The sequence below is a fragment of the Rhizobium acaciae genome (assembly GCF_025941625.1).
Classification (GTDB): Bacteria; Pseudomonadota; Alphaproteobacteria; order Rhizobiales; family Rhizobiaceae; genus Rhizobium; species Rhizobium acaciae.
The window spans coordinates 56,160-80,783 of the sequence record NZ_JAPCZO010000011.1 but is presented as its reverse complement, the minus strand read 5'-3'; the positions used below and the strand labels follow the sequence as shown (position 1 = coordinate 80,783).

The 24,624-nt window shown below is 60.2% G+C and carries 23 protein-coding genes and 4 tRNA genes; 21 read left to right on the top strand and 6 right to left on the bottom strand.

What is annotated here, in order from left to right:
• The first annotated feature begins 388 nt into the window (after nt 1-388).
• From OLZ32_RS18500 to dhaL (OLZ32_RS18450), 11 genes are all read left to right on the top strand, one after another.
• Nucleotides 389-1,645 (top strand): N-acetylmuramoyl-L-alanine amidase, encoded by a 1,257-nt coding sequence (locus tag OLZ32_RS18500; RefSeq protein WP_264421968.1) that lies wholly within the window; start codon nt 389-391, stop codon nt 1,643-1,645.
• A 360-nt stretch (nt 1,646-2,005) separates the two neighbouring features.
• Nucleotides 2,006-4,465, top strand: a complete 2,460-nt coding sequence (locus OLZ32_RS18495) for a penicillin-binding protein 1A (RefSeq protein WP_017991048.1) — start codon at nt 2,006-2,008, stop codon at nt 4,463-4,465.
• 224 nt (nt 4,466-4,689) lie between these two features.
• A protein-coding gene (gene prfB, locus OLZ32_RS18490; RefSeq protein ID WP_003547475.1) for a peptide chain release factor 2 occupies nt 4,690-5,821 on the top strand; the annotation gives its coding sequence in 2 pieces (ribosomal slippage) (nt 4,690-4,758 and nt 4,760-5,821; 1,131 coding nt in all).
• 324 nt (nt 5,822-6,145) lie between these two features.
• Nucleotides 6,146-7,624, top strand: coding sequence for a sugar ABC transporter ATP-binding protein (locus OLZ32_RS18485; RefSeq protein WP_032987767.1), 1,479 nt, complete (start codon nt 6,146-6,148; stop codon nt 7,622-7,624).
• A 43-nt stretch (nt 7,625-7,667) separates the two neighbouring features.
• Nucleotides 7,668-8,672, top strand: a complete 1,005-nt coding sequence (locus tag OLZ32_RS18480) for an ABC transporter permease (protein ID WP_264421964.1) — start codon at nt 7,668-7,670, stop codon at nt 8,670-8,672.
• 88 nt (nt 8,673-8,760) lie between these two features.
• Nucleotides 8,761-9,747 (top strand): substrate-binding domain-containing protein, encoded by a 987-nt coding sequence (locus OLZ32_RS18475; RefSeq protein ID WP_003547482.1) that lies wholly within the window; start codon nt 8,761-8,763, stop codon nt 9,745-9,747.
• Between the two features lie 58 nt (nt 9,748-9,805).
• Entirely contained in the window at nt 9,806-10,576 is a 771-nt protein-coding gene (locus tag OLZ32_RS18470) for an SDR family oxidoreductase (RefSeq protein ID WP_264398342.1), read from the top strand.
• A gap of 22 nt (nt 10,577-10,598) precedes the next feature.
• A complete protein-coding gene (locus tag OLZ32_RS18465) occupies nt 10,599-11,594 on the top strand; it encodes a dihydroxyacetone kinase subunit DhaK (RefSeq protein WP_003547485.1) in 996 nt (331 codons plus the stop codon).
• A 15-nt stretch (nt 11,595-11,609) separates the two neighbouring features.
• Nucleotides 11,610-12,260, top strand: a complete 651-nt coding sequence (dhaL, locus tag OLZ32_RS18460) for a dihydroxyacetone kinase subunit DhaL (protein ID WP_003547487.1) — start codon at nt 11,610-11,612, stop codon at nt 12,258-12,260.
• Nucleotides 12,261-12,404: 144 nt separating this feature from the next.
• Nucleotides 12,405-14,507, top strand: coding sequence for a bifunctional sugar-binding transcriptional regulator/dihydroxyacetone kinase subunit DhaK (locus tag OLZ32_RS18455; RefSeq protein WP_264421962.1), 2,103 nt, complete (start codon nt 12,405-12,407; stop codon nt 14,505-14,507).
• A gap of 61 nt (nt 14,508-14,568) precedes the next feature.
• Nucleotides 14,569-15,234 (top strand): dihydroxyacetone kinase subunit DhaL, encoded by a 666-nt coding sequence (gene dhaL, locus OLZ32_RS18450; RefSeq protein ID WP_026160198.1) that lies wholly within the window; start codon nt 14,569-14,571, stop codon nt 15,232-15,234.
• 62 nt (nt 15,235-15,296) lie between these two features.
• On the opposite strand, the gene OLZ32_RS18445 is transcribed toward dhaL (OLZ32_RS18450), so the two are convergent.
• From OLZ32_RS18445 to OLZ32_RS18435, 3 genes are read right to left on the bottom strand one after another with little or no spacing between them, the layout of a single operon-like run.
• Complete coding sequence (locus OLZ32_RS18445; RefSeq protein ID WP_264421958.1) at nt 15,297-16,322, bottom strand: alpha/beta hydrolase family protein; 1,026 nt, start codon at nt 16,320-16,322, stop codon at nt 15,297-15,299.
• Nucleotides 16,323-16,355: 33 nt separating this feature from the next.
• Nucleotides 16,356-16,871 carry a hypothetical protein gene (locus OLZ32_RS18440; RefSeq protein WP_017991056.1) on the bottom strand — a complete coding sequence of 172 codons (516 nt, stop codon included), beginning with the start codon at nt 16,869-16,871 and terminating at the stop codon, nt 16,356-16,358.
• 4 nt (nt 16,872-16,875) lie between these two features.
• Nucleotides 16,876-17,649, bottom strand: coding sequence for an NAD kinase (locus OLZ32_RS18435; protein ID WP_003547497.1), 774 nt, complete (start codon nt 17,647-17,649; stop codon nt 16,876-16,878).
• 158 nt (nt 17,650-17,807) lie between these two features.
• Here OLZ32_RS18435 and OLZ32_RS18430 point away from each other — a divergent pair.
• Nucleotides 17,808-17,883 (top strand) — tRNA-Thr (locus OLZ32_RS18430).
• A gap of 111 nt (nt 17,884-17,994) precedes the next feature.
• Nucleotides 17,995-18,381, top strand: a complete 387-nt coding sequence (locus tag OLZ32_RS18425) for a hypothetical protein (RefSeq protein ID WP_017991057.1) — start codon at nt 17,995-17,997, stop codon at nt 18,379-18,381.
• A gap of 146 nt (nt 18,382-18,527) precedes the next feature.
• On the opposite strand, the gene OLZ32_RS18420 is transcribed toward OLZ32_RS18425, so the two are convergent.
• The 3 genes from OLZ32_RS18420 to rlmB form a co-directional block, all read right to left on the bottom strand.
• A complete protein-coding gene (locus tag OLZ32_RS18420; protein WP_264398345.1) occupies nt 18,528-18,665 on the bottom strand; it encodes a hypothetical protein in 138 nt (45 codons plus the stop codon).
• 64 nt (nt 18,666-18,729) lie between these two features.
• A complete protein-coding gene (locus OLZ32_RS18415) occupies nt 18,730-18,888 on the bottom strand; it encodes a hypothetical protein (protein ID WP_003547503.1) in 159 nt (52 codons plus the stop codon).
• A gap of 328 nt (nt 18,889-19,216) precedes the next feature.
• Complete coding sequence (gene rlmB / locus OLZ32_RS18410; protein WP_264398346.1) at nt 19,217-20,107, bottom strand: 23S rRNA (guanosine(2251)-2'-O)-methyltransferase RlmB; 891 nt, start codon at nt 20,105-20,107, stop codon at nt 19,217-19,219.
• Nucleotides 20,108-20,307: 200 nt separating this feature from the next.
• Between rlmB and OLZ32_RS18405 the strand changes: the two genes are divergently transcribed.
• The 8 genes from OLZ32_RS18405 to nusG all read left to right on the top strand — a co-directional run bounded on the left by OLZ32_RS18405 (nt 20,308) and on the right by nusG (nt 24,592).
• Nucleotides 20,308-20,392, top strand: a tRNA-Tyr gene (locus tag OLZ32_RS18405).
• Between the two features lie 25 nt (nt 20,393-20,417).
• Nucleotides 20,418-20,491, top strand: a tRNA-Gly gene (locus tag OLZ32_RS18400).
• A 335-nt stretch (nt 20,492-20,826) separates the two neighbouring features.
• On the top strand, nt 20,827-22,002 hold the full coding sequence (gene tuf, locus OLZ32_RS18395) for an elongation factor Tu (RefSeq protein WP_003547507.1): 1,176 nt from the start codon (nt 20,827-20,829) through the stop codon (nt 22,000-22,002).
• 202 nt (nt 22,003-22,204) lie between these two features.
• A complete protein-coding gene (locus OLZ32_RS18390; protein ID WP_003547509.1) occupies nt 22,205-22,339 on the top strand; it encodes a hypothetical protein in 135 nt (44 codons plus the stop codon).
• Nucleotides 22,340-22,510: 171 nt separating this feature from the next.
• The gene (locus OLZ32_RS18385) at nt 22,511-23,404 is read left to right on the top strand and encodes an NAD-dependent epimerase/dehydratase family protein (RefSeq protein ID WP_003547512.1); all 894 of its coding nucleotides are present in this window, start codon (nt 22,511-22,513) and stop codon (nt 23,402-23,404) included.
• A 168-nt stretch (nt 23,405-23,572) separates the two neighbouring features.
• Nucleotides 23,573-23,648, top strand: a tRNA-Trp gene (locus OLZ32_RS18380).
• A 195-nt stretch (nt 23,649-23,843) separates the two neighbouring features.
• The gene (secE, locus tag OLZ32_RS18375) at nt 23,844-24,044 is read left to right on the top strand and encodes a preprotein translocase subunit SecE (protein ID WP_003547514.1); all 201 of its coding nucleotides are present in this window, start codon (nt 23,844-23,846) and stop codon (nt 24,042-24,044) included.
• Nucleotides 24,045-24,061: 17 nt separating this feature from the next.
• The gene (nusG, locus tag OLZ32_RS18370) at nt 24,062-24,592 is read left to right on the top strand and encodes a transcription termination/antitermination protein NusG (RefSeq protein ID WP_003547516.1); all 531 of its coding nucleotides are present in this window, start codon (nt 24,062-24,064) and stop codon (nt 24,590-24,592) included.
• The last annotated feature ends 32 nt before the right edge of the window (nt 24,593-24,624 follow it).

The following is a 24,624-nucleotide window of genomic DNA, read 5'->3' as shown; positions in this document are numbered from 1 at the left end:
CGGGTCCGATGAGTTTGCTCCCTGAGAGCGCGGTGGCTGATCCACCAATGAATTCCGACAATAAGCCGGAAAATCAGGATCCAGTTCTAGGGATTAAGCGCATGAGACGGCGGACGATGACCGGTGTGGCGCCAGGTCCTGATCTGGCTGGCAGCCTTTGCGGCGACTCTATCCCGTCAACACTTTACCCTGAAATTCGTTGTATGTTTTCTGTGTCACAATAGCAAGGGAAAAGCCAAATGTGCCATAATATTGATGGATTTCGCAACGCATACAAACTGGGGATAAAGTGATCGCGATTCGGCAGGCTGCAGCAGGTGTTTCGTCACAGGATGTTGGCCGCAGCCGTGTTCGGTCCATCGCAATACAGATAGGGTGTGGCGGTTTATTGTTTAAGAGGGTTCGGATCGCGGCGAACTCCGCAGCGCGGCGATCGACATTCGCAAGGCGGGTTCTGGCGGCGCTTCTGGCTGCTAGTCTGCTGCCGGCCGCTGCCAGCTCTGTCGAGGCCAGGGATCCGCTGCTTGCCTATGGTGCGCGCATCGTCGGCGACGACGCAAGGACCCGCATCGTCATCGATTTCGATCGCGAGCCGCGTTTCTCCGTCCACTATATTGCCAATCCGGAACGCATCATCGTTGACTTGCCGGCGACCGCCTTCGGTTTTCCGGCGAAGGATCTTGCCGCCCGCGGCCTGTTCAAGGATATCCGCTACGGCAAGATGGACGAAGAGAGCGCACGCATCGTGCTGACGACGGCAGGGCCGGTGAAGCTGGCGCTTGCCAAGGTGCAGGCCGATGAGACGGGCAACAGCCATCGCCTCGTGCTCGATGCGGAGATGATCGACAAGAAGGCCTTTGCCGAACTGGTGAAGACGCAATCCTGGAGCGATCGGACTGAGGCGGCTCAGACGACGAGCGCCATTCCGGCACCGCAAAAGGCTGCGCCCGGCGATTTCGTCATCGCCGTCGACGCCGGCCATGGCGGCATCGACACCGGCGCGATCGGCGTCGACACCAAGACCGAGGAAAAGCAGGTGACGCTCGCCTTCGCCAAGGCTTTGACCGACCGGCTGAACAAGGAACCGGGCATCAAGGCTTTCCTGACGCGCGAGGACGACGAGTTCCTGTCGCTTTCGCAGCGTGTGCTGATCGCCCGCCAGAACCATGCCGGCCTGTTCATTTCGCTGCATGCCGATACGCTGAGGCAGAAGGATATCCGCGGCGCCACCGTCTACACGATCTCCGACAAGGCATCCGACAAGCTCGCCGCCGACCTTGCTGAACGCGAAAACCTTTCCGACCAGATCGCCGGCAAGGAGACGGTTGCCGAGCCGCCTGAGGTTGCCGACATCCTGCTCGATCTGACGCGGCGCGAGACGCAGGCCTTCTCGATCTCGCTGGCCGAGAGTGTGCTGAATTCTTTCAAGGATCAGGTCGGCACCATCAACAATCCGCACCGTCATGCTGGCTTCCGCGTGCTGCAAGCGCCTGACGTGCCGTCGATCCTTCTCGAGATCGGGTTCCTCTCGAATGCCGAGGACGAGAAACTGCTGCTCGACGAGGCCTGGCGCGGCAAGATCGCCGGTCTCTTGACCGACGCAGTCAAGCGATACCGCGCCGCCGTCATGGCGAATGGCGGCTGACGGGGCGCCGCCTAAAAATCCGTAGCGGTTACAGCGCGGCGGCATACATAAAAACAAAGATTTAGTGCGCCGCATGAATCAAATTCTGAGCAAGACACCTCAGATTAGCGGCGGCGACGGGCGTTGCTTGGATGTGACAGTTCTAATGAAACGCGGCCGCAGCGGTGAATGCGGCGCAGACAGCCCTATTTTGCTCACATTCGCGCCGTTACTCCGGCTTATGTTTCGTAAGCCTTGAGCGCGGAATCGGCTTGTGGCGGTGGCGCTCATGGAGTAAGCCGCGCAACGTGCAAATTGCCTTGATCTGTGCAATCGTTGCGGCTGCGCCGATTGAAGATCGAAGAGACCGGTAGCTGAAATATGGTTAGACTTTTTGGATATTTCTTCGGAATGGCCTGCGTCCTATTTCTGGTCGCGGCGGCGGGTATTGCCATCTATCTCGCCAATGTCGCGAAGGATCTCCCGGACTATGCCGTTCTGAACAGCTATGCGCCGCCGGTGACCACCCGCGTCCATGCCGGCAACGGCGCTTTGATGGCCGAATACGCCAAGGAAAAGCGTCTCTTCCTGCCGATCCAGGCGGTTCCCGACCGCGTGAAGGCGGCTTTCCTGTCGGCTGAAGACAAGAACTTCTACAATCATCCGGGCGTCGATCTGACGGGTCTCGGCCGCGCAATCCTCGTCAACCTGCAGAATTTCGGTTCCGGTCGCCGCCCGGTCGGTGCTTCCACAATCACCCAGCAGGTGGCCAAGAACTTCCTTTTGAGCTCGGACCAGACGATCGACCGCAAAATCAAGGAAGCGATCCTCTCCTTCCGTATCGAGCAGGCCTATAGCAAGGACAAGATCCTCGAACTCTACCTGAACGAGATCTTCTTCGGAATGAATTCCTACGGCATCGCTGGCGCAGCACTCACCTATTTCAACAAATCCGTCACCGAACTGACCGTCGCCGAAGCCGCCTATCTGGCATCGCTGCCGAAGGGGCCAGCCAATTATCATCCTTTCCGCCATCCGGAAGCTGCGCTCGAGCGTCGCAACTGGGTGATCGACCGGATGGTCGAGAACGGCTATGTCAGCCAGCCTGACGGCGAGGAAGCCAAGAAGCAGCCGCTCGGCGTCACCGCCCGCACCACCGGCCCCTCGCTCTTTGCTTCGGATTATTTCGCCGAAGCCGTGCGCCGCCAGCTGATCGACCAGTACGGCGAAAAGGTCCTCTATGAGGGCGGCCTTTCGGTGCGCACCTCGCTCGATCCGCAGATGCAGATCGCTGCCCGCAAGGCGCTGCAGGACGGTCTGGTCACTTACGACGAGCGCCGCGGTTTCCACGGCCCGATCAAGCAGATCGATGCGAGCGGTGATTGGGGCAAGGCGCTTGCCGATATTCCTGCACTGTCCGATGTGCCGGAATGGCGGCTTGCCGTGGTACTCGCCGTGTCAGACAGTACCGTCGACATCGGCCTGCAGCCGGCCAAGGATGGCAGCGGCAAGGTTGCGGTCGACCGTCAACGCGGCACGATCGACGCCAAGAACATGCAGTGGGCCTTCCGTTCGGCCGACGGCACCCGCAAGACCACGAAATCGCCGGTCGGCGCCGTGTCCCCCGGTGACGTTGTCTATGTCGCAAAGCTCGGTGACGACGCGTCGACCTCCTATCGCCTGCAGCAGCCGCCGAAGGTGCAAGGTGGCCTGGTCGCCATGGATCCGAAGACCGGCCGCGTGCTCGCCATGGTCGGCGGCTTCTCCTATGCCCAGTCCGAATTCAACCGCGCCACCCAGGCGATGCGCCAGCCGGGCTCCTCGTTCAAGCCTTTCGTCTACGCGGCGGCGATGGACAATGGTTATACGCCGGCTTCTGTCATCATGGATGCGCCGATCGAAATCGTCTCGGGCGGCCAAGTCTGGAGGCCGGAAAACTACGGCGGCGAATCCGGCGGCCCGTCGACGCTGCGTTCGGGCATCGAACATTCGCGCAATCTGATGACGGTGCGCCTCGCCAACGATCTCGGCATGAACATCGTCGCCGAATATGCCGAGCGCTTCGGCATCTATGATCACATGCTGCCGGTTCTCTCCATGTCGCTCGGCGCCGGCGACACGACGGTATTGCGCATGGTCTCGGCCTATTCGGTCATTGCCAATGGCGGCAAGCAGATCAAGCCGACGTTGATCGACCGCATCCAGGACCGCTACGGCAAGACGATCTTCAAGCATGAGGAGCGTCTGTGCGAGGGCTGCAATGCCGGTGACTGGCAGAACCAGGAAGAGCCGAATGTCGTCGACAATCGCGAAACCGTTCTCGATCCGATGACCGCGTACCAGATCACCTCGATGATGCAGGGCGTCATCCAGCGCGGCACAGCTGCCGGCAAGATCGATCTAGGCGGTCGCGACGTCGCCGGAAAGACCGGAACCACCAATGACGAGAAGGATGCCTGGTTCGTTGGCTTCACCCCGGATCTAGTCGCCGGCCTCTATATGGGCTTCGATACGCCGGGCCCGCTCGGCCGCGGCGGCACCGGCGGCGGTCTCTCCGCCCCGATCTTCAACGAATTCATGCAGGCTGCCGTCAAGGACACGCCGGAATCGAAGTTCGTCATTCCATCAGGAATGAACCTGATTTCGATCGACCGTAAGACCGGCATGGCGGCTGGCGAAGGCGATCCGAACACCATCATCGAGGCCTTCAAGCCCGGCACCGGCCCGGCCGACAGCTTCTCCGTGATCGGCATGGACAGCACCATGGCGCCGGAGGAAATCCTGAAGACCTCGCCGCAGGCGAACCAGGCCGTCCAGACCGGCACGCCCGGCCTGTTCTGACCGAGGCCTGAATTTTGCACGCGCCGCGGCCCTTTACATCCGCGGTGGGCGTCTCTAGAGCAATTCCAGCAAAAGTGCATAGCGGTTTTGCCGGGAAAAGCGCAACGCGACTTTCCCTGGGAATTGCGCGAAACCAAAGATAGAGCATCTCCGTGGCTCGGAGAAAAACGGAAATGCGCTATCTCACCAGCACCTGAAGAAGACCGAGACAGAGAAGCAGGAAAATGCGAGCGGAAATCGAAAACGTGGTCGATGAAACCAAGCAGGCTATCACCCTGCTGAGGAGGCATCTTTGACTGGGACCAGGCGATAAGACGGCTGGACTGGTTGAACAACAAGGCAGAGGATCCGAACCTCTGGAACGACGCTTCCGAAGCGCAGAAGCTGATGCGCGAACGCCAGCAGCTCGATGACGGCATCAACGGCGTCAAGCAGCTCGAGCAGCAACTGAACGACAATATCGAGCTGATCGAGCTTGGCGAGGAAGAGGGCGACCAGAGCGTCGTCAAGGAAGCCGAAGATGCGCTGAAGGCCTTGAAGGCCGAGGCCGGGCGCCGCCAGGTGGAAGCCATGCTCTCCGGCGAAGCCGATGGCAACGACACCTATCTCGAAGTCCATTCAGGCGCCGGCGGGACCGAAAGCCAGGACTGGGCGAACATGCTTTTGCGCATGTACACCCGCTGGGCCGAACGCCAGCGCTTCAAGGTCGAGCTTCTCGAAGTCCATGATGGCGAAGAGGCCGGCATCAAGTCCGCGACCCTGCTGGTCAAGGGCCATAATGCCTATGGCTGGCTGAAGACGGAATCGGGCGTGCACCGCCTGGTGCGCATCTCGCCCTACGACAGCAATGCACGTCGTCATACGTCCTTTTCGTCGATCTGGGTCTATCCGGTTGTCGACGACTCGATCCAGATCGAGATCAACGAAAGCGACTGCCGCATCGATACCTATCGTTCGTCGGGCGCCGGCGGCCAGCACGTCAACACCACCGACTCGGCCGTACGCATCACGCATATCCCGACGGGCATCGTCGTGCAGTGCCAGCAGGAGCGTTCGCAGCACAAGAACCGCGCCAAGGCCTGGGACATGCTGCGTGCCCGCATGTATGAAGCCGAATTGAAGAAGCGCGAGGACGCCGCCAGCGCCGAAGCCGCTTCCAAGACGGAGATCGGCTGGGGCCACCAGATCCGCTCCTACGTGCTGCAGCCCTATCAAATGGTCAAAGACTTGCGCACCGGGGTCGCCAGCAGCGCGCCGGACGACGTTCTCGACGGCGACCTGAACGAGTTCATGGAAGCAGCACTTGCTCACCGCATCAGCGGCGCGGCCGACGCGGTTGTCGAGGATGTCGACTGATCGGATTGACGATGGATTGAAGTAACAAAGCCCCGGAGACGGGGCTTTGTTTGTTTTGGAAGGCTGGCAGTCCGGCCCGCTTCAGCGGCTCATAGCTCTGGTTCGTCGTAAGAATTTATTATTTCACCTCATCGAGGCGATCGATCGCCTTGACGTTTTCGGCGGAAGGTCCGCTGAGCAGCCCTCGCATTTACACGTTCGACACAGGCTTGACATTTGTCGAGTCAATGTCGAATAATGTCACCATCGATATCGGGGCTGGAGATCGCCGATGTCGATCGGCTCCCGCCAACGGCTGCCGGTGCATGCGTGGAGGAGAAGAGGGTGGAGCTTTTGTTGGATGTGGAAGGGCTGAAGAAGTCCTTTGGTGGTGTCGCGGCATTGCGCGACGGCCGCTTCGAGCTTCGCGCCGGCTCGGTCCACGCACTTTGTGGCGGTAACGGCGCAGGCAAGTCGACCTTTCTCAAAATCCTCATGGGTATCCACAATCGCGATGCCGGCTCGATCCGCCGTCGTGGCAAGGACGTGGACTTTGCCGGTCCCGCCGACGCGCTCGCCTCCGGCATTGCCATCATCGAGCAGGAGCTAAGTCCCGTTCCGCACATGACAGTGGCGGAAAACATCTATCTCGGCCGCGAGCCCTCGACGCGTTTCGGCGGTATCGATTTCCGGACGATGAACCGCTCCGCCCAAGGGCTTCTCGACGATCTCGAATTCGATATCCGTGCCACCCAATACATGATGAACCTCTCCGTTGCGCAGATGCAGCTCGTCGAGATCGCCAAGGCGCTAAGCCACGATGCCGAGGTCATCTTCATGGATGAGCCAACCTCGGCAATCGGTGAGAAAGAGGCTCAGCAGCTCTTCGCGGCCATCCGGCGCCTGAAGGGGCAGGGACGCGGCATCGTCTATGTCTCGCACCGGCTTTCGGAAATCTTCCAGATCGCCGATTCCTATACCGTGTTTCGCGACGGCGCCTATGTCGGCAGCGGAGACCTCAAGCAGATCAGCCGTCCTGATCTCATCCGGATGATCGTTGGCCGGGAACTGGCCGAGGAATATGTCAAGACCAATACGCCGACATCCGAAACCGGCCTCGAGGTTACGGCGCTGAGTTGCCCGAACAAGATCGAGGACATTTCTTTCTCCGCCCGCAAGGGCGAGATCTTCGGCATCTATGGGCTGATGGGCTCGGGGCGAACCGAGATCTTCAATTGCCTTTTTGGCCTCGAAAAATCCTCCGACGGCAGGATCGTCGTCGACGGTGTCCGCATCTCGGTGTCGAAGCCGGCGGATGCGATGGCAAGTGGCCTGGCGCTGGTGACGGAGGATCGCAAACTCACGGGCCTCAATCTCTCCGACTCCGTTCGTGCCAACATCTGTATGGCAAGCTTACCGGAGATGAGCCCTTCCTTTGCCATGAGCCGCCGTCGCGAGGCCGAGGCCAGCCGCTGGATACAGGCGCAATTTCAGATCAAGGCCGCCCGTGACACCATGCCGGTCTCGGGCCTGTCAGGCGGCAATCAACAGAAGGTGGTGCTCGGAAAATGGTTTCTGCGCAATCCGAAGGTGCTGCTCCTCGATGAGCCGACACGCGGCGTCGACGTCGGCGCCAAGCGCGAAATCTACCGCATCATCTGTGACTTTGCCGCGGCCGGCGGAACGGTCGTGATGATCTCATCGGAGATCGACGAAGTTCTGGGCATGTCGGACCGTATCATGGTGATGCGCGCCGGCAGGAGCGCGGGAATTTACAGCCGGGAGGAAACGGATGCCCAATCACTCGTCCACCTATCGACCTGATCAGAATCAGGTCATCCGTACGGCGCCAGAGGAGCAAGCAAGAGTGTCAGAGAGCGACGATAGCAATGCCGGCGGCTGGTTCAGTTCGGATCGGCGGCGGCTGTTGATTCAGGAATACGGTATCTTTCTCGCTTTTCTGCTTCTCGTGGTGGTCCTTTCGTTCTCGAACGAGTTCTTCCTGACCGGCGGCAATATTTCCAATGTGCTACTGCAGACTTCGATCAACGGCGTGCTTGCCATCGGCATGACTTTCGTGATCCTGACCCGCGGCATCGATCTTTCGGTCGGTTCCGTCGTGGCGCTCGCCGGCATTGTCAGCGCCAGCTTCTCGACGACCTCTGCCACGGCGGCGATCGCCGGTGCGCCCTATCCGGTGGCCATCGGACTTGCGGTCGGCATTCTGGTCGGCGTTGCCTGCGGCGCGATATCGGGGGCGATCGTCTCGCGATTTTCCGTTCCGGCCTTCGTCGCCACCCTTGGCATGCTTTCGGCCGCGCGCGGCTTGACGCTGATCTATGGCGGTGGTCGCCCGGTTCCGGCGCTAACGCCGGCCTTCCGGTGGATCGGCACCGGCGACATCTTCGGCATTCCGGCCCCCGTCATCATTCTCGCCGTCGTTTTCGCGGCTTCGTGGTGGATCCTCAGCCGGACGCGCTTCGGCCGCTACATCTATGCCGTCGGAGGCAATCCGCATGCGGCGAAGACTTCCGGTATCGACATCGGCCGCATCCGTTTCACTGTCTATGTCATTTCCGGCGGTCTTGCCGGTCTTGCCGGCATGCTGCTCAGCGCCCGTACGGGATCGGCCTTGCCGCAGGCGGGCATTGCCTATGAGCTGGACGCGATTGCGGCGGTCGTCATCGGCGGCACAAGTCTGTCGGGCGGTGTCGGCCGGGTGACGGGCACACTGATCGGTGCGCTCATCATCGGCGTCATGAACAACGGCCTCGATCTGATGGGGATCCAATCCTACTACCAGCAGGTGTTGAAAGGTGCCCTGATCGTCGGCGCCGTGATGCTCGACCAGAAGCGAACTTTCGGGGCCTGAGCCCCATCGGAAACCGTGCCGGCCCCTGCCGGCCCGTTGCAGTGGCGAGCCATGCCGGCCGCTAAAACTTAAAGTGGAGGAGATTGAAATGAGAAAGCTTATGATTGCGCTTGCTTCGGCAACTGCCTTGCTGGCCTCGTCGGCCGTGGCCCAGGAAAAGATCAAGATCGGGGCAGCCCCTTACGGCCTCAATGCCGAGTTCATGCAGATCTGGGCGGCAGCGATGCAGGAGCATCCGGCCGTCAAGAGCGGCGAGGTCGAGTTGACTGTTTTCGACGGTCGCTATGACGCGCTGGTTCAGCAGGACCAGTTCAAGACGATGGTCACGCAGAAATACAATGCGATCATCTTTGCACCGATCGACGTCGATGCAGGCGCAGCAGCCGTACAGTCGGCGGTGGATGCCGGTATTCCGGTGATCGGTTCGAACACCCGCGTCAACTCCGACCTGCTGACCTCCTATGTCGGTTCCGACGATACAATCTCGGGCTACATGGAAGCCAAGACCGTCCTCGACAAGCTCGGCTGCAAGGGCAATGTCGTCATCCTCGAAGGCCCGGTCGGTCAGTCCGCACAGATCTCGCGCCTGGAAGGCAATAAGAAGGCGCTTGCCGAATGCCCTGACGTGAAGGTCCTCGAAGACCAGACGGCGAACTGGTCACGTGCCGAAGCGCAGACGCTGATGGAGAACTGGTTGACCGCGCACCCGAAACAGATCAACGGCGTAATCGGCCAGAACGACGAGATGGCGCTCGGCGCCATCGAGGCGATCAAGGCTGCGGGGCTTGACGAGAAGAGCTTTGCGATCGCGGGCATCGACGGCATCACCGACGCTCTGCGCGCCGTCAAGGCCGGCGAGATGACGTCGATCCTGCAGGACGCACGTGCACAGGCTCAGGGCGCTCTCGACCTTGCCATCTTCCACGCTCGGAAGGGCGACTACAAGCCGCAGTCCGATATCTGGGCGACCTACAAGGACATGCCGTGGAACGACGGCAAGGACAAGAACTACAATGTGCCGTGGACGCCGGTGACCGCCGACAACGTCGACAAGCTGCTCGCGACACGTAAATAATCCATTCCGTGGGGCGGGTTCGCCCGCCCCATTTCTCAGACAGGCCGGGAAAAGATCCATGACCGATTCAAAACAGATTGATCTGAATTTTTCGCTGGGCGGCAAGGTCGCCCTGGTAACGGGCGGCGCCTCCGGCATCGGCGATGCCATCGCATCGGCATTTGCCGCCAAGGGTGCGGTCGTCGGCGTGATCGACATCAATGAAACAGTCGCGAAATCCAAGGCCGACGCCCTTGGAAATGGCGCGAAATCCTTCGTCTGCGACGTTTCCAACCCGCAATCGGTGGAAGCCGCCATCGCTGCGGCGCAAGCGGCCTTCGCCCATATCGACATCGTCGTCAACAGCGCCGGTGTCGCCATGCTCGCCCCCGCCGAGGATCTCACCCTGGAGGCCTGGGACAGAACCATCGACATCAATCTCAAGGGAACGTTCCTCGTCTCTCAGGCTGTCGGCCGGGTCATGCTCAAGGCCGGCAGGGGCGGCAGGATCATCAATATCGCCTCGCAGGCCGGCACGGTCGCCATCGATCAGCACGTGGCTTATTGCGCCTCCAAATTCGGCGTCATCGGCCTTTCCAAGACGCTCGCCGCCGAGTGGGGGAAACACGGCATAACCGTCAATACGATCTCGCCGACGGTGGTTCTGACCGAGCTCGGAAGAAAGGCCTGGGATAACCCGCGCGGAGAGGAGCTGAAGAAGCGCATCCCGACGGGACGCTTCGCCTATCCCGAGGAGATCGCTGCGGCGGCGGTGTTTCTGGCATCGAGCGGCGCCGAGATGATTAACGGCGCCGATCTTCTGGTCGATGGCGGCTATACCATTGTCTGACACGCGGAAAACAGGAGAAACCATGCAGCGGTTTATCAACAATCCGGACGAGGTCGTCGAGGATACGGTCAAGGGCTTCGTCAAGGCGCATTCGGATATGGTCAGGCTCGGCAACGGCAATCCGCGCGTCATCGTTGCGCGCCATGCGCCCCTCGCGGGCAAGGTCGGCGTCATCACCGGTGGCGGCTCCGGCCATGAGCCCGCCTTTATCGGCTATACCGGACGCAACATGCTGGATGCCGTCGCGGTGGGTGAGCTGTTTTCGTCGCCGACGGCCAAGAGTTTTCTCGATGCCGCGCGCGAAGCCAATGGCGGCAACGGCGTCGTCTGCCTCTACGGCAATTATGCCGGTGACAACATGAATGTGAAAATGGCGATCAAACTCGCCGCCAAGGAAGGCATCACGATCGCGACCGTCGTCGCCAATGACGATGTATGTTCGGCCGGACCGGACGAGCGCGAGAAGCGACGTGGCGTCGCCGGCGAGATATTCATGTGGAAATGCGCGGGCGCCAAAGCTGAGCAAGGGGCGAGCCTCGAGGAAGTGCAGGCGACAGCGCAAAGGGCGATCGACAATTGCCGTTCCATCGGCATCGGCCTCGGTCCCTGCACGCTGCCCGCCGTCGGGCATCCCAACTTCCAGATTGCGCCGGGCACGATGGAGGTCGGCATTGGCCATCACGGCGAGCCGGGGGTCCGGGTCGAGCCGCTGAAGCCTGCCGCCGAGGTCGCACGCGAAATGGCCAGGATCGTTCTGGATGACCACGGACTGGCGTCCGGGACCGAAGTGGCCGTCATCGTCTCCGGCCTCGGGGCGACACCTTTGAACGAGCTTTATATCCTTCACGACACGATCGAAACCGAGATTACCGGGCGCGGACTGAAGATCTACAAGACCTATATCGGAAATTACTTCACCTCGCTGGAAATGGTCGGTGCGACGCTGACCGTCATGGCGCTTGACGACGAGTTGAAGACGCTACTCGACGTCGATGTCCACTGCCCGGCAATGCCTTGATGGGAGACCAAGCGAATGCAGCAATTTGACAACGCTTCCTCGGGTGACATCGTTTTCTCGCTCGCGGATCGGATCATCGAGAACCGCGCTTATCTCAGCGAGATCGACGGCAAGATCGGCGATGGCGATCACGGGGTTAACATGGCCAAAGGATTTGGCATGGCCGCCGAACGGATCAAGGGCGCAGACATGTCGCTCGCCGAAGCTCTCGACACGCTCGGCACGGTGCTGATGACGGAAATCGGCGGGTCCATGGGACCGCTCTATGGCGTCATGTTCATTCAGTTCGCGGAAACGATCGAAAAGGCCGCGCAGATCGATGCGGGGATGTTCAGCGCAATGCTGCACAACGGTCTTGAAGGTATTCAGGCGATCGGATCCGCGAAAGTCGGCGACAAGACCCTTCTCGATACGCTCGTGCCCGCCATAGAGGCGTTCGATCGGGCCAATAGCGACGGAAAGTCGTTTGCGGAATCGCTGAATATCCTCGTTTCGGCCGCGGAGGCCGGCCGGGACAGCACCCGCGATCTGGTGGCCAGGATCGGCCGGGCAAGCAGGCTCGGCGACCGTTCGCTTGGCGTTCTGGATGCCGGCGCCACTTCCTGCGCGCTGATCCTCCAGTCGCTCGCGCTTGGCGTCGAGGCAAGGCTTCGGCCATCCGCATGAAAACAGCGGGCTTTGCTGTCCTCCCGAGCATTACCTTTCCGGTTGCGTTGGCGGCCGGAAATCATTGTGCGGAGAATGTTGAAAACCGGAGACTTTACGCTCATCTTCGCGGGCGATTTGAACATCGCAGGGAAACCAGGAAGCATGACCGTCAAGACATCATCAGCGCGGAAGAACGGTAGCGTGCGAAACAGCGCTGACGATGCGTCGGAACCCATCCCGCTGCGGTTTGGCGATGATCCCTATGTCTGGGCCTGCTGGCTCTATTATGAGGACGGCATGACGCAGGGCGACATTGCCGATACCATGGGGATTTCGCGGGCAACGGTGAACAGTTATCTCGCCGATGCGCGCGCCCGCGGTATCGTCAATATCTCCATCGAGCCGTCGCGCCTGAGTTCGCTGATGATTGCTCAGGAGTTGAAACGGCATTTCGGTCTGCAGGACTGTCTCGTCGTTCCGAGCGACGACAATAGCCGCCCGCTCATCGACCGTCTTGGGCGCGCAGGCGCTCAGGCGCTGCAGAGGCTTTTGAAATCCGGTGATAAGCTGGCCGTCGTCTGGGGCCGCACCGTCATGGCGGTCGGTGAGCAGACTTCGATAAGCGGGCTGCAGGACGTCACCGTGGTTCAGGCAACCGGCGGAACCAGTGCGACATTCGCCTATACACCCGAACTTTGCGCAGCGGCCTTTGCCGATGCCGTGGACGCGCGGCTGATCAATATCGCAGCTCCGGCGATCGTATCCGCTCCTGAAGTCCGCAATATCCTGTTGCGTGAGCCATTGATCGAAACTCAGTTCGAGGCGCTTTCACGCGCCAACAAGGTGATTTTCGGTATCGCCTCCATGCGCCCGAATTCGACCATCCATACCAGCGGATTCTTCGAGTCGGTATCGTTGCAGCAATATCTGGCGAAGGATGCCGCAGGCATCGTCGCCGGACGTTTTATCGACGGGCAGGGACGCCCGGTCGCAGGGCCGCTTGACGACCGCACGATCGGAATATCGCTCGACATGCTGAAGAAGATCGGTCTGCGTATCGCTGTCGCCGGCGGTTTCGACAAGGTGCCGGCAATCCTTGCAGCCCTTCGTGGCGGCTATGTCAACGTGCTGATCACCGATGCCGCGACGGGCCGTGGCATCCTCCATGCGGACGGCGTGACCGAGGTCGACCAGAAGCTTTTGCAGCGCCCGAAGGTCGAAACTGGCGCGTCGCCGCCAGCGACCGGTTTCCGTACTCACATCAAGAAATTTCTGAACAATCCCGACGAGGTCGTCGAGGAAATGCTCTATGGCGCAGTGAAGGCGCACGCTGCCTATCTCGAGCCGGTCGACAGTTCTCGCCGCGCGCTCGTCGCCCGGACGGGACCGCGCGCTGGCAAGGTCGGTCTTGTGATCGGCGGCGGCACGGGACACGAGCCTGCGTTCTTCGGCTATGTCGGGAAGGGGCTTGCCGATGCCGTTGCTGTCGGCAATATCTTCTCGTCGCCGCCTCCCGGCCCGATCCTTCAATGTACCAGGGCGGCGTCCGGCGGAGAGGGTGTGCTTTTCGTCTACGGCAACTATGCCGGCGACGTCATGAATTTCGAGATGGCAGCCGAGATGGCGGCGGAGGAGAACATCGCGGTCCGCACGGTCGTGACGACGGACGACATTGCCTCATCGCCGCTGGAAGACAGGGAGGGCCGGCGCGGCGTCGCCGGCAACTTCTTCATCTTCAAGGTCGCCGGAGCAGCCTGCGACCGTGGTCTGTCGCTCGTCGCCTGCGAAACGGCGACGCGCAAGGCCAATGCACGGACATTTACGATGGGCGTTGCATTGGAACCGTGTTCGCTTCCCCAGACCCGTCGCCACAACTTTGAAATTGGCCCCGACGACATTGAGATCGGCATGGGTATCCATGGTGAACCCGGTGTCATTCGCGAAAAGATGATGACCGCCGATGAAATCACCGATCGGGTGATGGATCGCATATTCGCGGAAATGAAGCCGGCATCGGGCGACCGCGTCGCAGTATTGGTCAATTCCTTCGGCGCAACGCCGCTGATGGAACTCTATATTCTCTTCCGGCGTGTCGAGCAGCGGCTGAGTGCGAAAGGCATCGCGATAGAGGCGAATTGGGTGGGACACTATTGCACATCGCTCGACATGGTCGGTGCATCCATATCGATCTTGCACCTCGATCAGGAATTGACGGAGTTGTTGCATCATCCTTGCGATACCGCGTTCCTGCGGGTCGCGAACTGAAGGTATAAGAGATGCGCCCGGCTGACACGGGCCGCATCCTGCTCGAACTGGGAGGATCATGATGTCGGAAAGCGCGGCGCGCCACCTTAGCAGGATGTTTCATCGCATCTCCGTTGCGATCGCAGCGGAGAAGGACCGTCTCTCGGATCTGGACGGGGCCATCGGCGACGCCGATCATGGAATCACCATGGTGCTCGGCTTCACGGCGGTGAACGGGGAACTCGCGAAACTCGACCTCGACCACATGCTTCCATCAGAGGTGTTCACGTCGGCGGCAACAGCCTTTCTGAATGCCGTCGGAGCCTCCACGGGACCGCTTTACGCTACGGCATTTCGCAGGGCCGCCCAGGTCCTGAAAGAGGACGAACACCTTTCAACTGCCGATCAGGCGGCGATCGTCGAGGCGATGACGGCCGGCATCAGGGAGCGTGGAAAGGGCCAGCGCGGCGACAAGACGATGCTCGATGCCTGGATTCCCGCGACCGAAGCCGCCGTCACTGCACAGGCGCGGGCGGCCGGGAGCCTCGAAATGTGGACCAGCATACTGGAGGCCGCCGAAACCGGCGCGAATTCGACCCGTTCCATGGTTGCCACTCGGGGCAGGGCCGCCCGGCTCGGCGAGAGGTCGCTCGGACACATCGATCCAGGCGCGGCCTCTGCAGTCATCATCCTGCGCGCGATGAAGGAAACCTTCGCCGTCGACACTGTGAGAGAACAGGATCGGTGACAGAATTTGCATGCAGGGTCATCTGCGCGGAGCAAATGCGTCTTCGTTCCCCGGGGGCATCCTCAATTCGTCGCCTTTTCCGCGATGATGCCGCTGTCTTGAAACAGCGCAGCCGCCAGATCGGCAATCTCTTCATGAACGGCTGCGCGCTCGATGCCCGGGGGATCGGTAAAGAGTTCTGCCGCAAAGGCAAGGCCGAGCGCCGTGCCCTCTGGCACGAAGACATAATGTCCAAGGCCGCCGCTGAAGATTTTAAGGGCGCTGCGCCGGAGCCGCCCATGCAGCCACGACGAACATTCTTCCGCCGGTGCCGCCCTGTCGGCGTCACCGACCAGGATAAGGGCAGGCGCATCGACAGCTTTCAGGCTTTCCTCGCTGAAACCGAGAACGGACCGGCCCGGCGCGCAGATGAGTGCGGCCTTGATTCTGTCGTCTCGGTAGGAGTTCGACATCCGGGACCATGAATCGCGAAACACATCGCTGGTGCGCAGCAATGCCGGGATATGATCGGCAAGGTCGGGAAACTCCCTTGGCCCGCGCGCGCCACCCGGCTTCATCCTCGATAGTTCGAACTGCGAGAACTGGGCGACTGCCCCAAGCAGCAGCATCACACTATAGGCTCCGGCCGAAAATCCGGCTGCGAAGACACTGTTCGTATCGATATGGCCTGAGAGATCGCTGAGCCACGCATCGCAATGGTCGAGCATGTAGCTTAGATCCGGCGCCCGCTCCCAAAGGCAGGCAAAGCCTTCAGCGCGATAGGGCTCGATGCCGGTATTGCCGTGGTGGCTGACGCCGAGCGCTGCAAATCCGCGATCGACCAGGCGTCGCGCCAGCCACTCCAGTCCGGCCGCTGATCCGCCGGTGCCATGCGACAACAGCACAAGGGGATAGGGCCTGGCCTCCGGCCGGATAGGTGCATCGCGGGCGACGGCCGCCTTCTGGAACCAGCTTCTCTCCGGGACGTCGCTTTGCGCGTCATCGGCGGCGGGGTACCAAAGGGACCAGTTGATGGGTCTGGGGCCGGCGGCGTCCCAGTTCGACCTGTTCTCGTCGTAGAGGACGCCGTCGCGAAAGCCCAGTTTCATCTCTTGAATGCCCTTTGAACACGTCCAAGCCGTTCAATTCGTCGCCTTCTCGACGGTGATGTCGCCGAATTCGTCGATCAGCACGGTCCAGCCATCCGGCTCCGCGGCAGGGTCGGTCTTCAGGTAGACCGTGGCGAAGAGCCCCGGCTGCTTGATGATGCCGTTCGAATTCTCGGGGCGGATATCGGTCACGTAAGGCTTCAGGTCACTGAACTCTTGCACCTCGATGGTCGAGGCGATCGCCGGGCCGGTCTCGGTCTGAGCAATCTGCTGCAGATAGACCTTCGAGGTTCTGTCCGGCTGGCGCACGGCAAAGAGCTTGTAGTAGCCGTGGCGCTGCGTCCCCTTTTCTTCGGAGTTGGCAACGCGCTCGGCGCCCGTCGGCGCCCGCTCGACATCAGGTGCGTTGCCGTCGTCCTCCCAGTAGCCGGTGCTGGTCGCGAAAATCACCGATGCCGGCAGGAGGGTATCCTGCGCCGGCGCGGCCTCCGCTGTGATGCTCCATCCCGCAAGCAGGAGGCTGGTCATCAATATCCGTCGCATTGCCATCGTCTCAATCCTTGAACTGCTCGGCGAGAATACGGTCGGACCAGGAGCGGTCGGGATCAGAAAGAATGCGCGCCGTCACATGCTCCGACTGGGCGATGCGGATATGCAGCACCGACTTGACCTCGGTATTGTCGGCCACTGCGTTCACCGGCCGCTTCTCCGGCTCGAGAATATCGATATCGACGGTCACCTTGTTCGGCAGCAGTGCGCCCCTCCAGCGCCGCGGCCTGAAAGCGCTGACCGGCGTCATGGCGAGCAGCGGCGCCTCGAGCGGCAGGATCGGGCCATGGGCGGAAAGATTATAAGCCGTCGATCCGGCAGGTGTCGCGACCATCAGCCCGTCGCAGATCAGTTCCTCCAGGCGGACGCGCCCGTCCACCATGACCCTCAGATTCGCGGCTTGATAGGACTGGCGAAAAAGATAGACCTCGTTGATGGCGAGCGCCGTCGAGTTGGTGCCATCGGCGTTGGCGGTCGTCATCTGCAATGGCCGGAAGACATTTTCGACGGCGACGCAGATGCGCTCCTGAAGCCGGTCGGTACGATAATCGTTCATCAGGAAGCCGACCGAGCCGCGATTCATGCCGTAAACCAGCTTGCCGGAGTTCATGGTGTTGTGCAGCGTCTGCAGCATGAAACCGTCGCCGCCGAGCGCGACGATGACGTCGGCTTCCTCGGCCGGTACGTCACCATAGATGCCAATCAACTCCTCGCGCGCGGCAAGCGCCTCCGTCGTTGGTGAGGCGAGAAAGGAAAGCGTCTGAAATGAACGGCCCATGCAATGCCCTTTATGATGCTGCCCTAGCTAAAGGATAAAGGCCTTGTGCGACAAGGACGTTTTCTATCGCGAAGCGTTTTGAGCCGCAGCCGACCAGTCCACGCAGACGCGGATTTTCCCTTTACAGAATCACAGAATCTGTTAGTTGGGCAATTATTGCCCTTGTAGCTCAGTTGGTAGAGCACCTGATTTGTAATCAGGGGGTCGCGAGTTCGAACCTTGCCGGGGGCACCATTCTTTTCCGCGCGATACCGTATGCTAGCCCATAGTCTGGGTTCGACGCTGTTGCGCTCAATCGCGCCAGCAGATCTTTTCAGATAGCACGTATCGCTTGATGAACCGCGCGTGAAGGGCTGCTTCACCGCCAATTCAGCCGCGCCCGCTTATCTTCGCCTCATCATCAATGAGGAAACAGCCATGAAGCTCGCACATCTCTTTCTCGCCGCAACCATTTCCGTCGGTGCGGCTTTCGCGTCCGTCGCACCGGCGGCCGCCATGCCGGCCGAGCGGCCGGCGGTGTCGACCCAGGGCGATATCGTTCAAATTCGTGATGGCTGGCGACGTGATCGCGACCGTGACGACCGTGGCTGGCGCGATGGGCGCGATTGGCGCCGATCCGACTGGCGCGATGATCGCCGTCACGGGCGGCGGTGGCGTGCCGAGCGTTGGCAGGAACGCCGCGACTGGCGCCATCGCGATCGCGGCATGCCGTTCTGGCTCTACCGCAGCTGACGATAACGGCCCGGATCATCCGGGCCGTTACTTTAGAGCATGATGCCGAAAAGTGTGATCGGTTTTCGGACGACATCTTGCTCCAACTATTTAATTTTAGAACAGGATTCAGATTTTAGGCCGAGCCGGCCTAAAATCATCCTGTTCTAATGAGTTACGGGTTCGTTGACGCTCGCCTCGATCCTGTCGCCATTGCCGGTCTGTTCGGCGCCGGAGGGCGACATCATTGCGATGCTAAGCACAGAGGCGACCATGAAGGCGACGACGGCGATCATTATGCGCATAAGCGTTCAATCCTCGTTCGATTCCGGGATTAACGCATGATCGCCGTCCGCGTTCCTGCCAGTACTATTGCACCTGGCCCGGCGTCGCGGGGCCGGGCGCCGTCGGCGACAGAGGATCGGGCTGGCGGATGGGGTGCGACGTGTCCACCCAAATGATGCTGATGATAATCACGACGAAGACCGCGATGAAGAGGATACCGAAAATCAGCGGTCGAATGGCCATGATAGGAATCGTTCCTTCTTGCTTCTGAGCCGATCGCAACAACCGGTCATCGCCCGATCATAGTGCTCCAGGGCGTCATTCCAAGGCAAAAGTGGATTTTTCCGGCATCGGTCGGGCGTTGCACGAGCGTTGTCCGTGTCCGTTTCCATTTGTCGTGCCGGATCGAACTCCTGCATAATTCCTTAAATCCGAATCGACTGCGCGTCTGAATAAACGCGCGGCGCTGTATGTCACGGATGATCGTCTATCCCGTCGAAGTGGCCTATGCAGGCGATACGGCGCGCAGGCCGATGGACGGATCGACCGGCTGCCCTTGCTGCGGGTCAGCCTATGCCTTCAAGTGGAGCCGCGCCGCATAAAGCGCGATTGCCGCTGCATTCGAGACGTTGAGCGATTTGATCGAGCCCGGCATGTCGAGACGGGCAAGTGCGTTGACGGTTTCCCGCGTCTTCTGTCGAAGTCCCTTGCCCTCGGAGCCGAGCACGAGCGCCACCTTCTGGCCCGAGAAGGTGCCTTCGAGTGGCGCCGGCCCTTCCGAATCGAGGCCGATGGTGGAGAAGCCGAGCTTGTGCAATTCACCGAGCGCATCGGCGAGATTGGTCACCTGTATATAAGGTATCAGTTCCAGCGCGCCGGAGGCGGACTTGGCGAGCACGCCCGATTCGGTCGGGCTATGTCTCTGGGTGGTGATGACCGCACCCGCATTGAAGGCGACGGCCGAGCGCATGATTGCGCCGACATTGTGCGGATCGGTCACCTGATCGAGGACGAGCAGGAGAGGGCTTTCCTTCAGCGCTTCGAGCCGGCGGACCGGAAGCGGTCGTGTTTCCAGCATGACGCCCTGATGGATCGCCTCGGGGCCGAGCACCTTGTCGATCTCCTGCGGCGAGACGATCTCGAAGGGAATGCCGAGCGCTTCGACGTCGACTTCAAGGCGCGCCAGTGCATTCTGAGTCACGAAAAGCTTGATCTTCTTGCGCTCGGGATTGTCGAGGGCTGCACGCACCGTATGCAGGCCATAGAGATGCACCTGGTCGGGCGCAAGCGCCGGCGGCTTCCAGTCTTCGCCGCCGCGCTTTCGCTTCTGCGGCTGAGGTGTTGGAATCTCCCCGCGTTCGCGCTTGCCGTCGCGGTGGGCGCGCCGCAGAGTGGCGTAATGCGTATCCTTGGCGGATGGGTCTGTCGCGGTCTTGCCGCCGGATTTGTTGTCTTTGCTCATGCAGCTTTATAGCCATGGCGCTCGCTGCCGCATAGGCTTTCTTTCATATGCAGGCTTTCGGTGGTGAATGAAATTTTTCGTGTTTTTTCCGTTGTCATCGTGTTGACAGACTGAAATGCTCCGGTCATATACGCGGCGCAGACGACGGGCGGCAACGCTTCGAAGTCTGACGAACTTGGTCTTGCGATCCGGACGAAACTGGAGAGATGCCCGAGTGGTTAAAGGGGACGGACTGTAAATCCGTTGGCTCAGCCTACGTTGGTTCAAATCCAACTCTCTCCACCATTCGTCATCGGATCGGACCACCCGCGCGGGTATAGCTCAATGGTAGAGCAGCAGCCTTCCAAGCTGAATACGCGGGTTCGATTCCCGCTACCCGCTCCAGTTTCCGTTAAGCCACTTCATGCGACCGCTGCCGCGGTTGTCCCGAGATGTTTCCGGCGCTGGCGGAGAAGCTGTCGACGGGCAGGGGAAGGGCGCTCGACGCCGAACGTCTATGGCGCGTTTCTGGCGGCCCATGCGATTTTCTCTGAGATTTCAGCGATTTTCGAGAGGGCTTCGGCGAATCGCCTTGCAGGCGGCGAATTGTCTCCCATATGCGCTGTCAGGCCAAGAATGGCGTCTGCAATTAAGTCTTGCGCAATGTCGCCGAAAGCCTTAAACGGCGGCACTAAACCGGTTCGCCGGGGCCACCATTTTCGTTCACAGGAAGCATTCAAATGGGAAAGAGTAAGTTTGAGCGCAACAAGCCGCACGTCAACATTGGCACGATTGGCCACGTTGACCACGGCAAGACGTCTCTGACGGCAGCGATCACGAAGTACTTCGGTGAGTACAAGGCGTACGACCAGATCGACGCGGCTCCGGAAGAAAAGGCGCGTGGCATCACGATTTCGACGGCTCACGTTGAATACGAGACGCCGGCCCGCCACTACGCCCACGTCGACTGCCCCGGCCACGCCGACTACGTCAAGAACATGATCACCGGTGCTGCCCAGATGGACGGCGCGATCCTGGTGTGCTCGGCTGCTGACGGCCCGATGCCGCAGACGCGCGAACACATCCTGCTGGCTCGCCAGGTCGGCGTTCCGGCGATCGTGGTGTTCCTGAACAAGGTCGACCAAGTTGACGACGCCGAGCTTCTCGAACTGGTCGAGCTCGAAGTGCGCGAACTGCTGTCGTCCTACGACTTCCCGGGCGACGATATCCCGATCATCAAGGGTTCGGCGCTTGCTGCTCTTGAAGATTCGGACAAGAAGATCGGCGAAGACGCGATCCGCGAACTGATGGCCGCTGTTGACTCCTACATCCCGACGCCTGAGCGTCCGATCAACCTGCCATTCCTGCTGCCGATCGAAGACGTGTTCTCGATCTCTGGCCGCGGCACGGTTGTGACCGGCCGCGTCGAGCGTGGCATTGTCAAGGTTGGCGAAGAAGTCGAGATCGTCGGCATCCGCCCGACGACGAAGACGACGGTGACCGGCGTTGAAATGTTCCGCAAGCTGCTCGATCAGGGCCAGGCTGGCGACAACATCGGCGCGCTGATCCGCGGCGTCACCCGTGACGGCGTTGAGCGTGGCCAGATCCTGTGCAAGCCGGGTTCGGTCAAGCCGCACAAGAAGTTCATGGCAGAAGCCTACATCCTGACGAAGGAAGAGGGTGGTCGTCATACGCCGTTCTTCACCAACTACCGTCCGCAGTTCTACTTCCGCACGACCGACGTGACGGGCATTGTGACGCTGCCGGAAGGTACGGAGATGGTGATGCCGGGCGACAACGTCACGGTATCGGTCGAGCTGATTGTTCCGATCGCGATGGAAGAAAAGCTGCGCTTCGCGATCCGCGAAGGTGGCCGCACCGTCGGCGCCGGCATCGTCGCGTCGATCGTCGAGTAACTTTCGAGTTATCCGCAATTATGAAGACCCCGCTGGAAACAGCGGGGTTTTTCATTTTCATGACTTCCTGTAGGTTTAACAGGTGTTGTAAAAATATCGTTAAATTGGCCTGTCACAGTATTTTGTTCATCTCACGTTCAGAAACCGGTTTGTGATTGGACCATTGTAGTCCAGACTCCTCCTTGCAAAGAGGAGAGCCCGGATGATTCCAAAGGCCACATTCGCTGCGACGATATTCGCGATGTATGTTTTCACGATGTTTTTCATCGCTGCAATTCCGCAAGAAGTTGTTCAGTCTGCCGTCGTGCAGATTGGCGAGGTAAGTGTCGTCAAGTGACGACCTTTGCCGAACATCGCAGGGTTCTGCGATGATCGGAAATGATCGGCCAGGTGCTCCCGGATAGGATGCTCCTGGCGACGCGGGGGTGAACCCTTGCATGACGCTCGCTTGCTCTTCGCGCGGAAGCGTCTATCTATGCCTCCGATTTCATGACGCGGAGGATATTCCATGAAGAGACGTATTCTATTCACCGGCGGTTCGGGCAAGGCAGGTCGCCATGCGGTGCCGTGGCTCGTCAATGCCGGCTACGAGGTTCACAACCTCGATCTCGTGCCGCTGGATAGCCCCGGCGTCACCAATCTCATCGCCGACATCACCGATAGCGGTCAGGTCTTCAACGCGCTTTCGATGCATCGCGATTTTCCCGATCTCGACGCGGGCAGGGGCGTACAGCCCTTCGACGCCGTCGTGCATTTCGCCGCCATCCCGCGCATCCTGATCAAGCCCGATAACGAAACCTTCCGCATCAACACGATGGGCACCTATAATGTCATCGAGGCGGCAGTGAAGCTCGGCATCCGGAAGATCATCGTCGCATCGAGCGAGACGACCTACGGCGTCTGCTTTGCCGAAGGCCATCGCGATTTCCACCAGTTCCCGCTGGAGGAGGACTACGACGTCAATCCGATGGATTCCTACGGCCTTTCCAAGGTGGTCAACGAAAAGACGGCGCGCGCCTTTGCCGAACGTTCGGGCTTCGACATCTATGCGCTGCGCATCGGCAACGTCATCGAGCCTGACGAGTACGACAAGTTTCCGACCTATTTCGCCCATCCCGAGATGCGCAAGCGTATCGCCTGGAGCTATATCGATGCCCGCGACCTCGGGCAGATATGCCATCTCTGCATCGAGAAGGACGGTCTCGGCTACCAGGTCTTCAACGCTGCCAACGACACCGTCTCTGCCAATACGCCATCGAAAGAGCTTGCGAAGCGATTCTTTCCGAACGTGCCCTTCACCCACGAGATCGGCGAGTATGAGGGCCTGCTCTCCAACCGCAAGATCCGCGAGGTGCTGGGTTTTAAGGAAGAACACGATTGGCGGAAATATGTGAAGGTCTGAACGGACCGTCGTTCCGCGATTGAAAGGCCGATCGCTCGCATATCAGGAGAATGGCTTTGAAAATCGAAAATCGTGCTTGCCAATCCCGTGCCGTCGTCTTAAAGGGAGCGCCATGCTTTTCAGCAGCGATTTGCGGGTCTTGGCCCTGGCGCTGAATGATCGGTATGAAGGGGTATAGCTCAGTTGGTAGAGCGGCGGTCTCCAAAACCGCAGGTCGTAGGTTCGAGCCCTACTGCCCCTGCCATTTTCCTGGATGCGGGACAGCGCGGACATGCTCGCGGCATTTCCGGTCGGGGATTGATTGGTGGTAAGTAATTTCGTTAAACTTCGGTTTCCCCCTTGTGTATTCGGAAATCGGTGTTTATTTAGGGTTCAACAGACACGCGGTGCGTGGGGCTGATAGTTTCAGCTTTACGCGCCGTAATTGCGTGGGCAGTCGATGGCATCCAAATCCAATCCGTTTGCGTTTCTGCAGCAGGTTCGCTCCGAGACGTCCAAAGTTACATGGCCGTCGCGCCGCGAGACCATGATCTCGACGGTCATGGTGCTGGTGATGGTGGTTTTCGCCGCGCTGTTTTTCTTTGCCGCTGACCAGCTGATCGGCTGGGCTCTGAGCTTCGTGCTGAATACCGGCAACTGATACGGGTGGAAATGAAAATGGCGGCACGTTGGTACATCGTCCACGCATATTCCAATTTTGAAAAGAAGGTGGCTGAAGACATCGAGAACAAGGCTCGCCAGAAGGGGCTTGAGCACCTGTTCGAGAAGATCCTCGTGCCGACTGAAAAGGTGGTGGAAGTGCGTCGCGGCCGCAAGGTCGATTCCGAGCGCAAGTTTTTCCCGGGCTATGTCATGGTTCGTGCCAATCTGACGGACGAAGCCTACCACCTGATCAAGAATACGCCGAAGGTCACAGGTTTCCTCGGCTCCGACAATAAGCCCGTTCCGATTCCGGATTATGAAGCCGAGCGCATACTCGGTCAGGTCCAGGAAGGTGTCGAGCGGCCGAAGGCCTCCATTACCTTCGAGATCGGCGAGCAGGTCCGCGTTTCCGACGGCCCGTTCGCGTCGTTCAACGGCACGGTTCAGGATGTGGACGAAGAACGTTCGCGCCTGAAGGTGGAAGTGTCGATCTTCGGCCGCGCAACGCCGGTCGAGCTGGAATACGCTCAGGTCGAGAAGGTCTGATTGCAGAAACTGGAGGCTGGCCCTTGTGGCCT

Excerpts from the sequence above, each read along its gene's own strand:
- OLZ32_RS18435 (WP_003547497.1), bottom strand. The coding sequence starts at position 17,649 with ATGGGCCGTTCATTTCAGACGCTTTCCTTTCTCGCCTCACCAACGACG.
- nusG (WP_003547516.1), top strand. The coding sequence starts at position 24,062 with ATGGCGGCACGTTGGTACATCGTCCACGCATATTCCAATTTTGAAAAG.
- OLZ32_RS18470 (WP_264398342.1), top strand. The coding sequence starts at position 9,806 with ATGACCGATTCAAAACAGATTGATCTGAATTTTTCGCTGGGCGGCAAG.
- OLZ32_RS18385 (WP_003547512.1), top strand. The coding sequence starts at position 22,511 with ATGAAGAGACGTATTCTATTCACCGGCGGTTCGGGCAAGGCAGGTCGC.
- OLZ32_RS18465 (WP_003547485.1), top strand. The coding sequence starts at position 10,599 with ATGCAGCGGTTTATCAACAATCCGGACGAGGTCGTCGAGGATACGGTC.
- secE (WP_003547514.1), top strand. The coding sequence starts at position 23,844 with ATGGCATCCAAATCCAATCCGTTTGCGTTTCTGCAGCAGGTTCGCTCC.
- OLZ32_RS18415 (WP_003547503.1), bottom strand. The coding sequence starts at position 18,888 with ATGGCCATTCGACCGCTGATTTTCGGTATCCTCTTCATCGCGGTCTTC.
- OLZ32_RS18420 (WP_264398345.1), bottom strand. The coding sequence starts at position 18,665 with ATGCGCATAATGATCGCCGTCGTCGCCTTCATGGTCGCCTCTGTGCTT.
- dhaL (WP_026160198.1), top strand. The coding sequence starts at position 14,569 with ATGTCGGAAAGCGCGGCGCGCCACCTTAGCAGGATGTTTCATCGCATC.
- OLZ32_RS18495 (WP_017991048.1), top strand. The coding sequence starts at position 2,006 with ATGGTTAGACTTTTTGGATATTTCTTCGGAATGGCCTGCGTCCTATTT.
- tuf (WP_003547507.1), top strand. The coding sequence starts at position 20,827 with ATGGGAAAGAGTAAGTTTGAGCGCAACAAGCCGCACGTCAACATTGGC.
- OLZ32_RS18390 (WP_003547509.1), top strand. The coding sequence starts at position 22,205 with ATGATTCCAAAGGCCACATTCGCTGCGACGATATTCGCGATGTATGTT.
- OLZ32_RS18445 (WP_264421958.1), bottom strand. The coding sequence starts at position 16,322 with ATGAAACTGGGCTTTCGCGACGGCGTCCTCTACGACGAGAACAGGTCG.
- rlmB (WP_264398346.1), bottom strand. The coding sequence starts at position 20,107 with ATGAGCAAAGACAACAAATCCGGCGGCAAGACCGCGACAGACCCATCC.
- dhaL (WP_003547487.1), top strand. The coding sequence starts at position 11,610 with ATGCAGCAATTTGACAACGCTTCCTCGGGTGACATCGTTTTCTCGCTC.
- OLZ32_RS18475 (WP_003547482.1), top strand. The coding sequence starts at position 8,761 with ATGAGAAAGCTTATGATTGCGCTTGCTTCGGCAACTGCCTTGCTGGCC.
- OLZ32_RS18455 (WP_264421962.1), top strand. The coding sequence starts at position 12,405 with ATGACCGTCAAGACATCATCAGCGCGGAAGAACGGTAGCGTGCGAAAC.
- OLZ32_RS18440 (WP_017991056.1), bottom strand. The coding sequence starts at position 16,871 with ATGGCAATGCGACGGATATTGATGACCAGCCTCCTGCTTGCGGGATGG.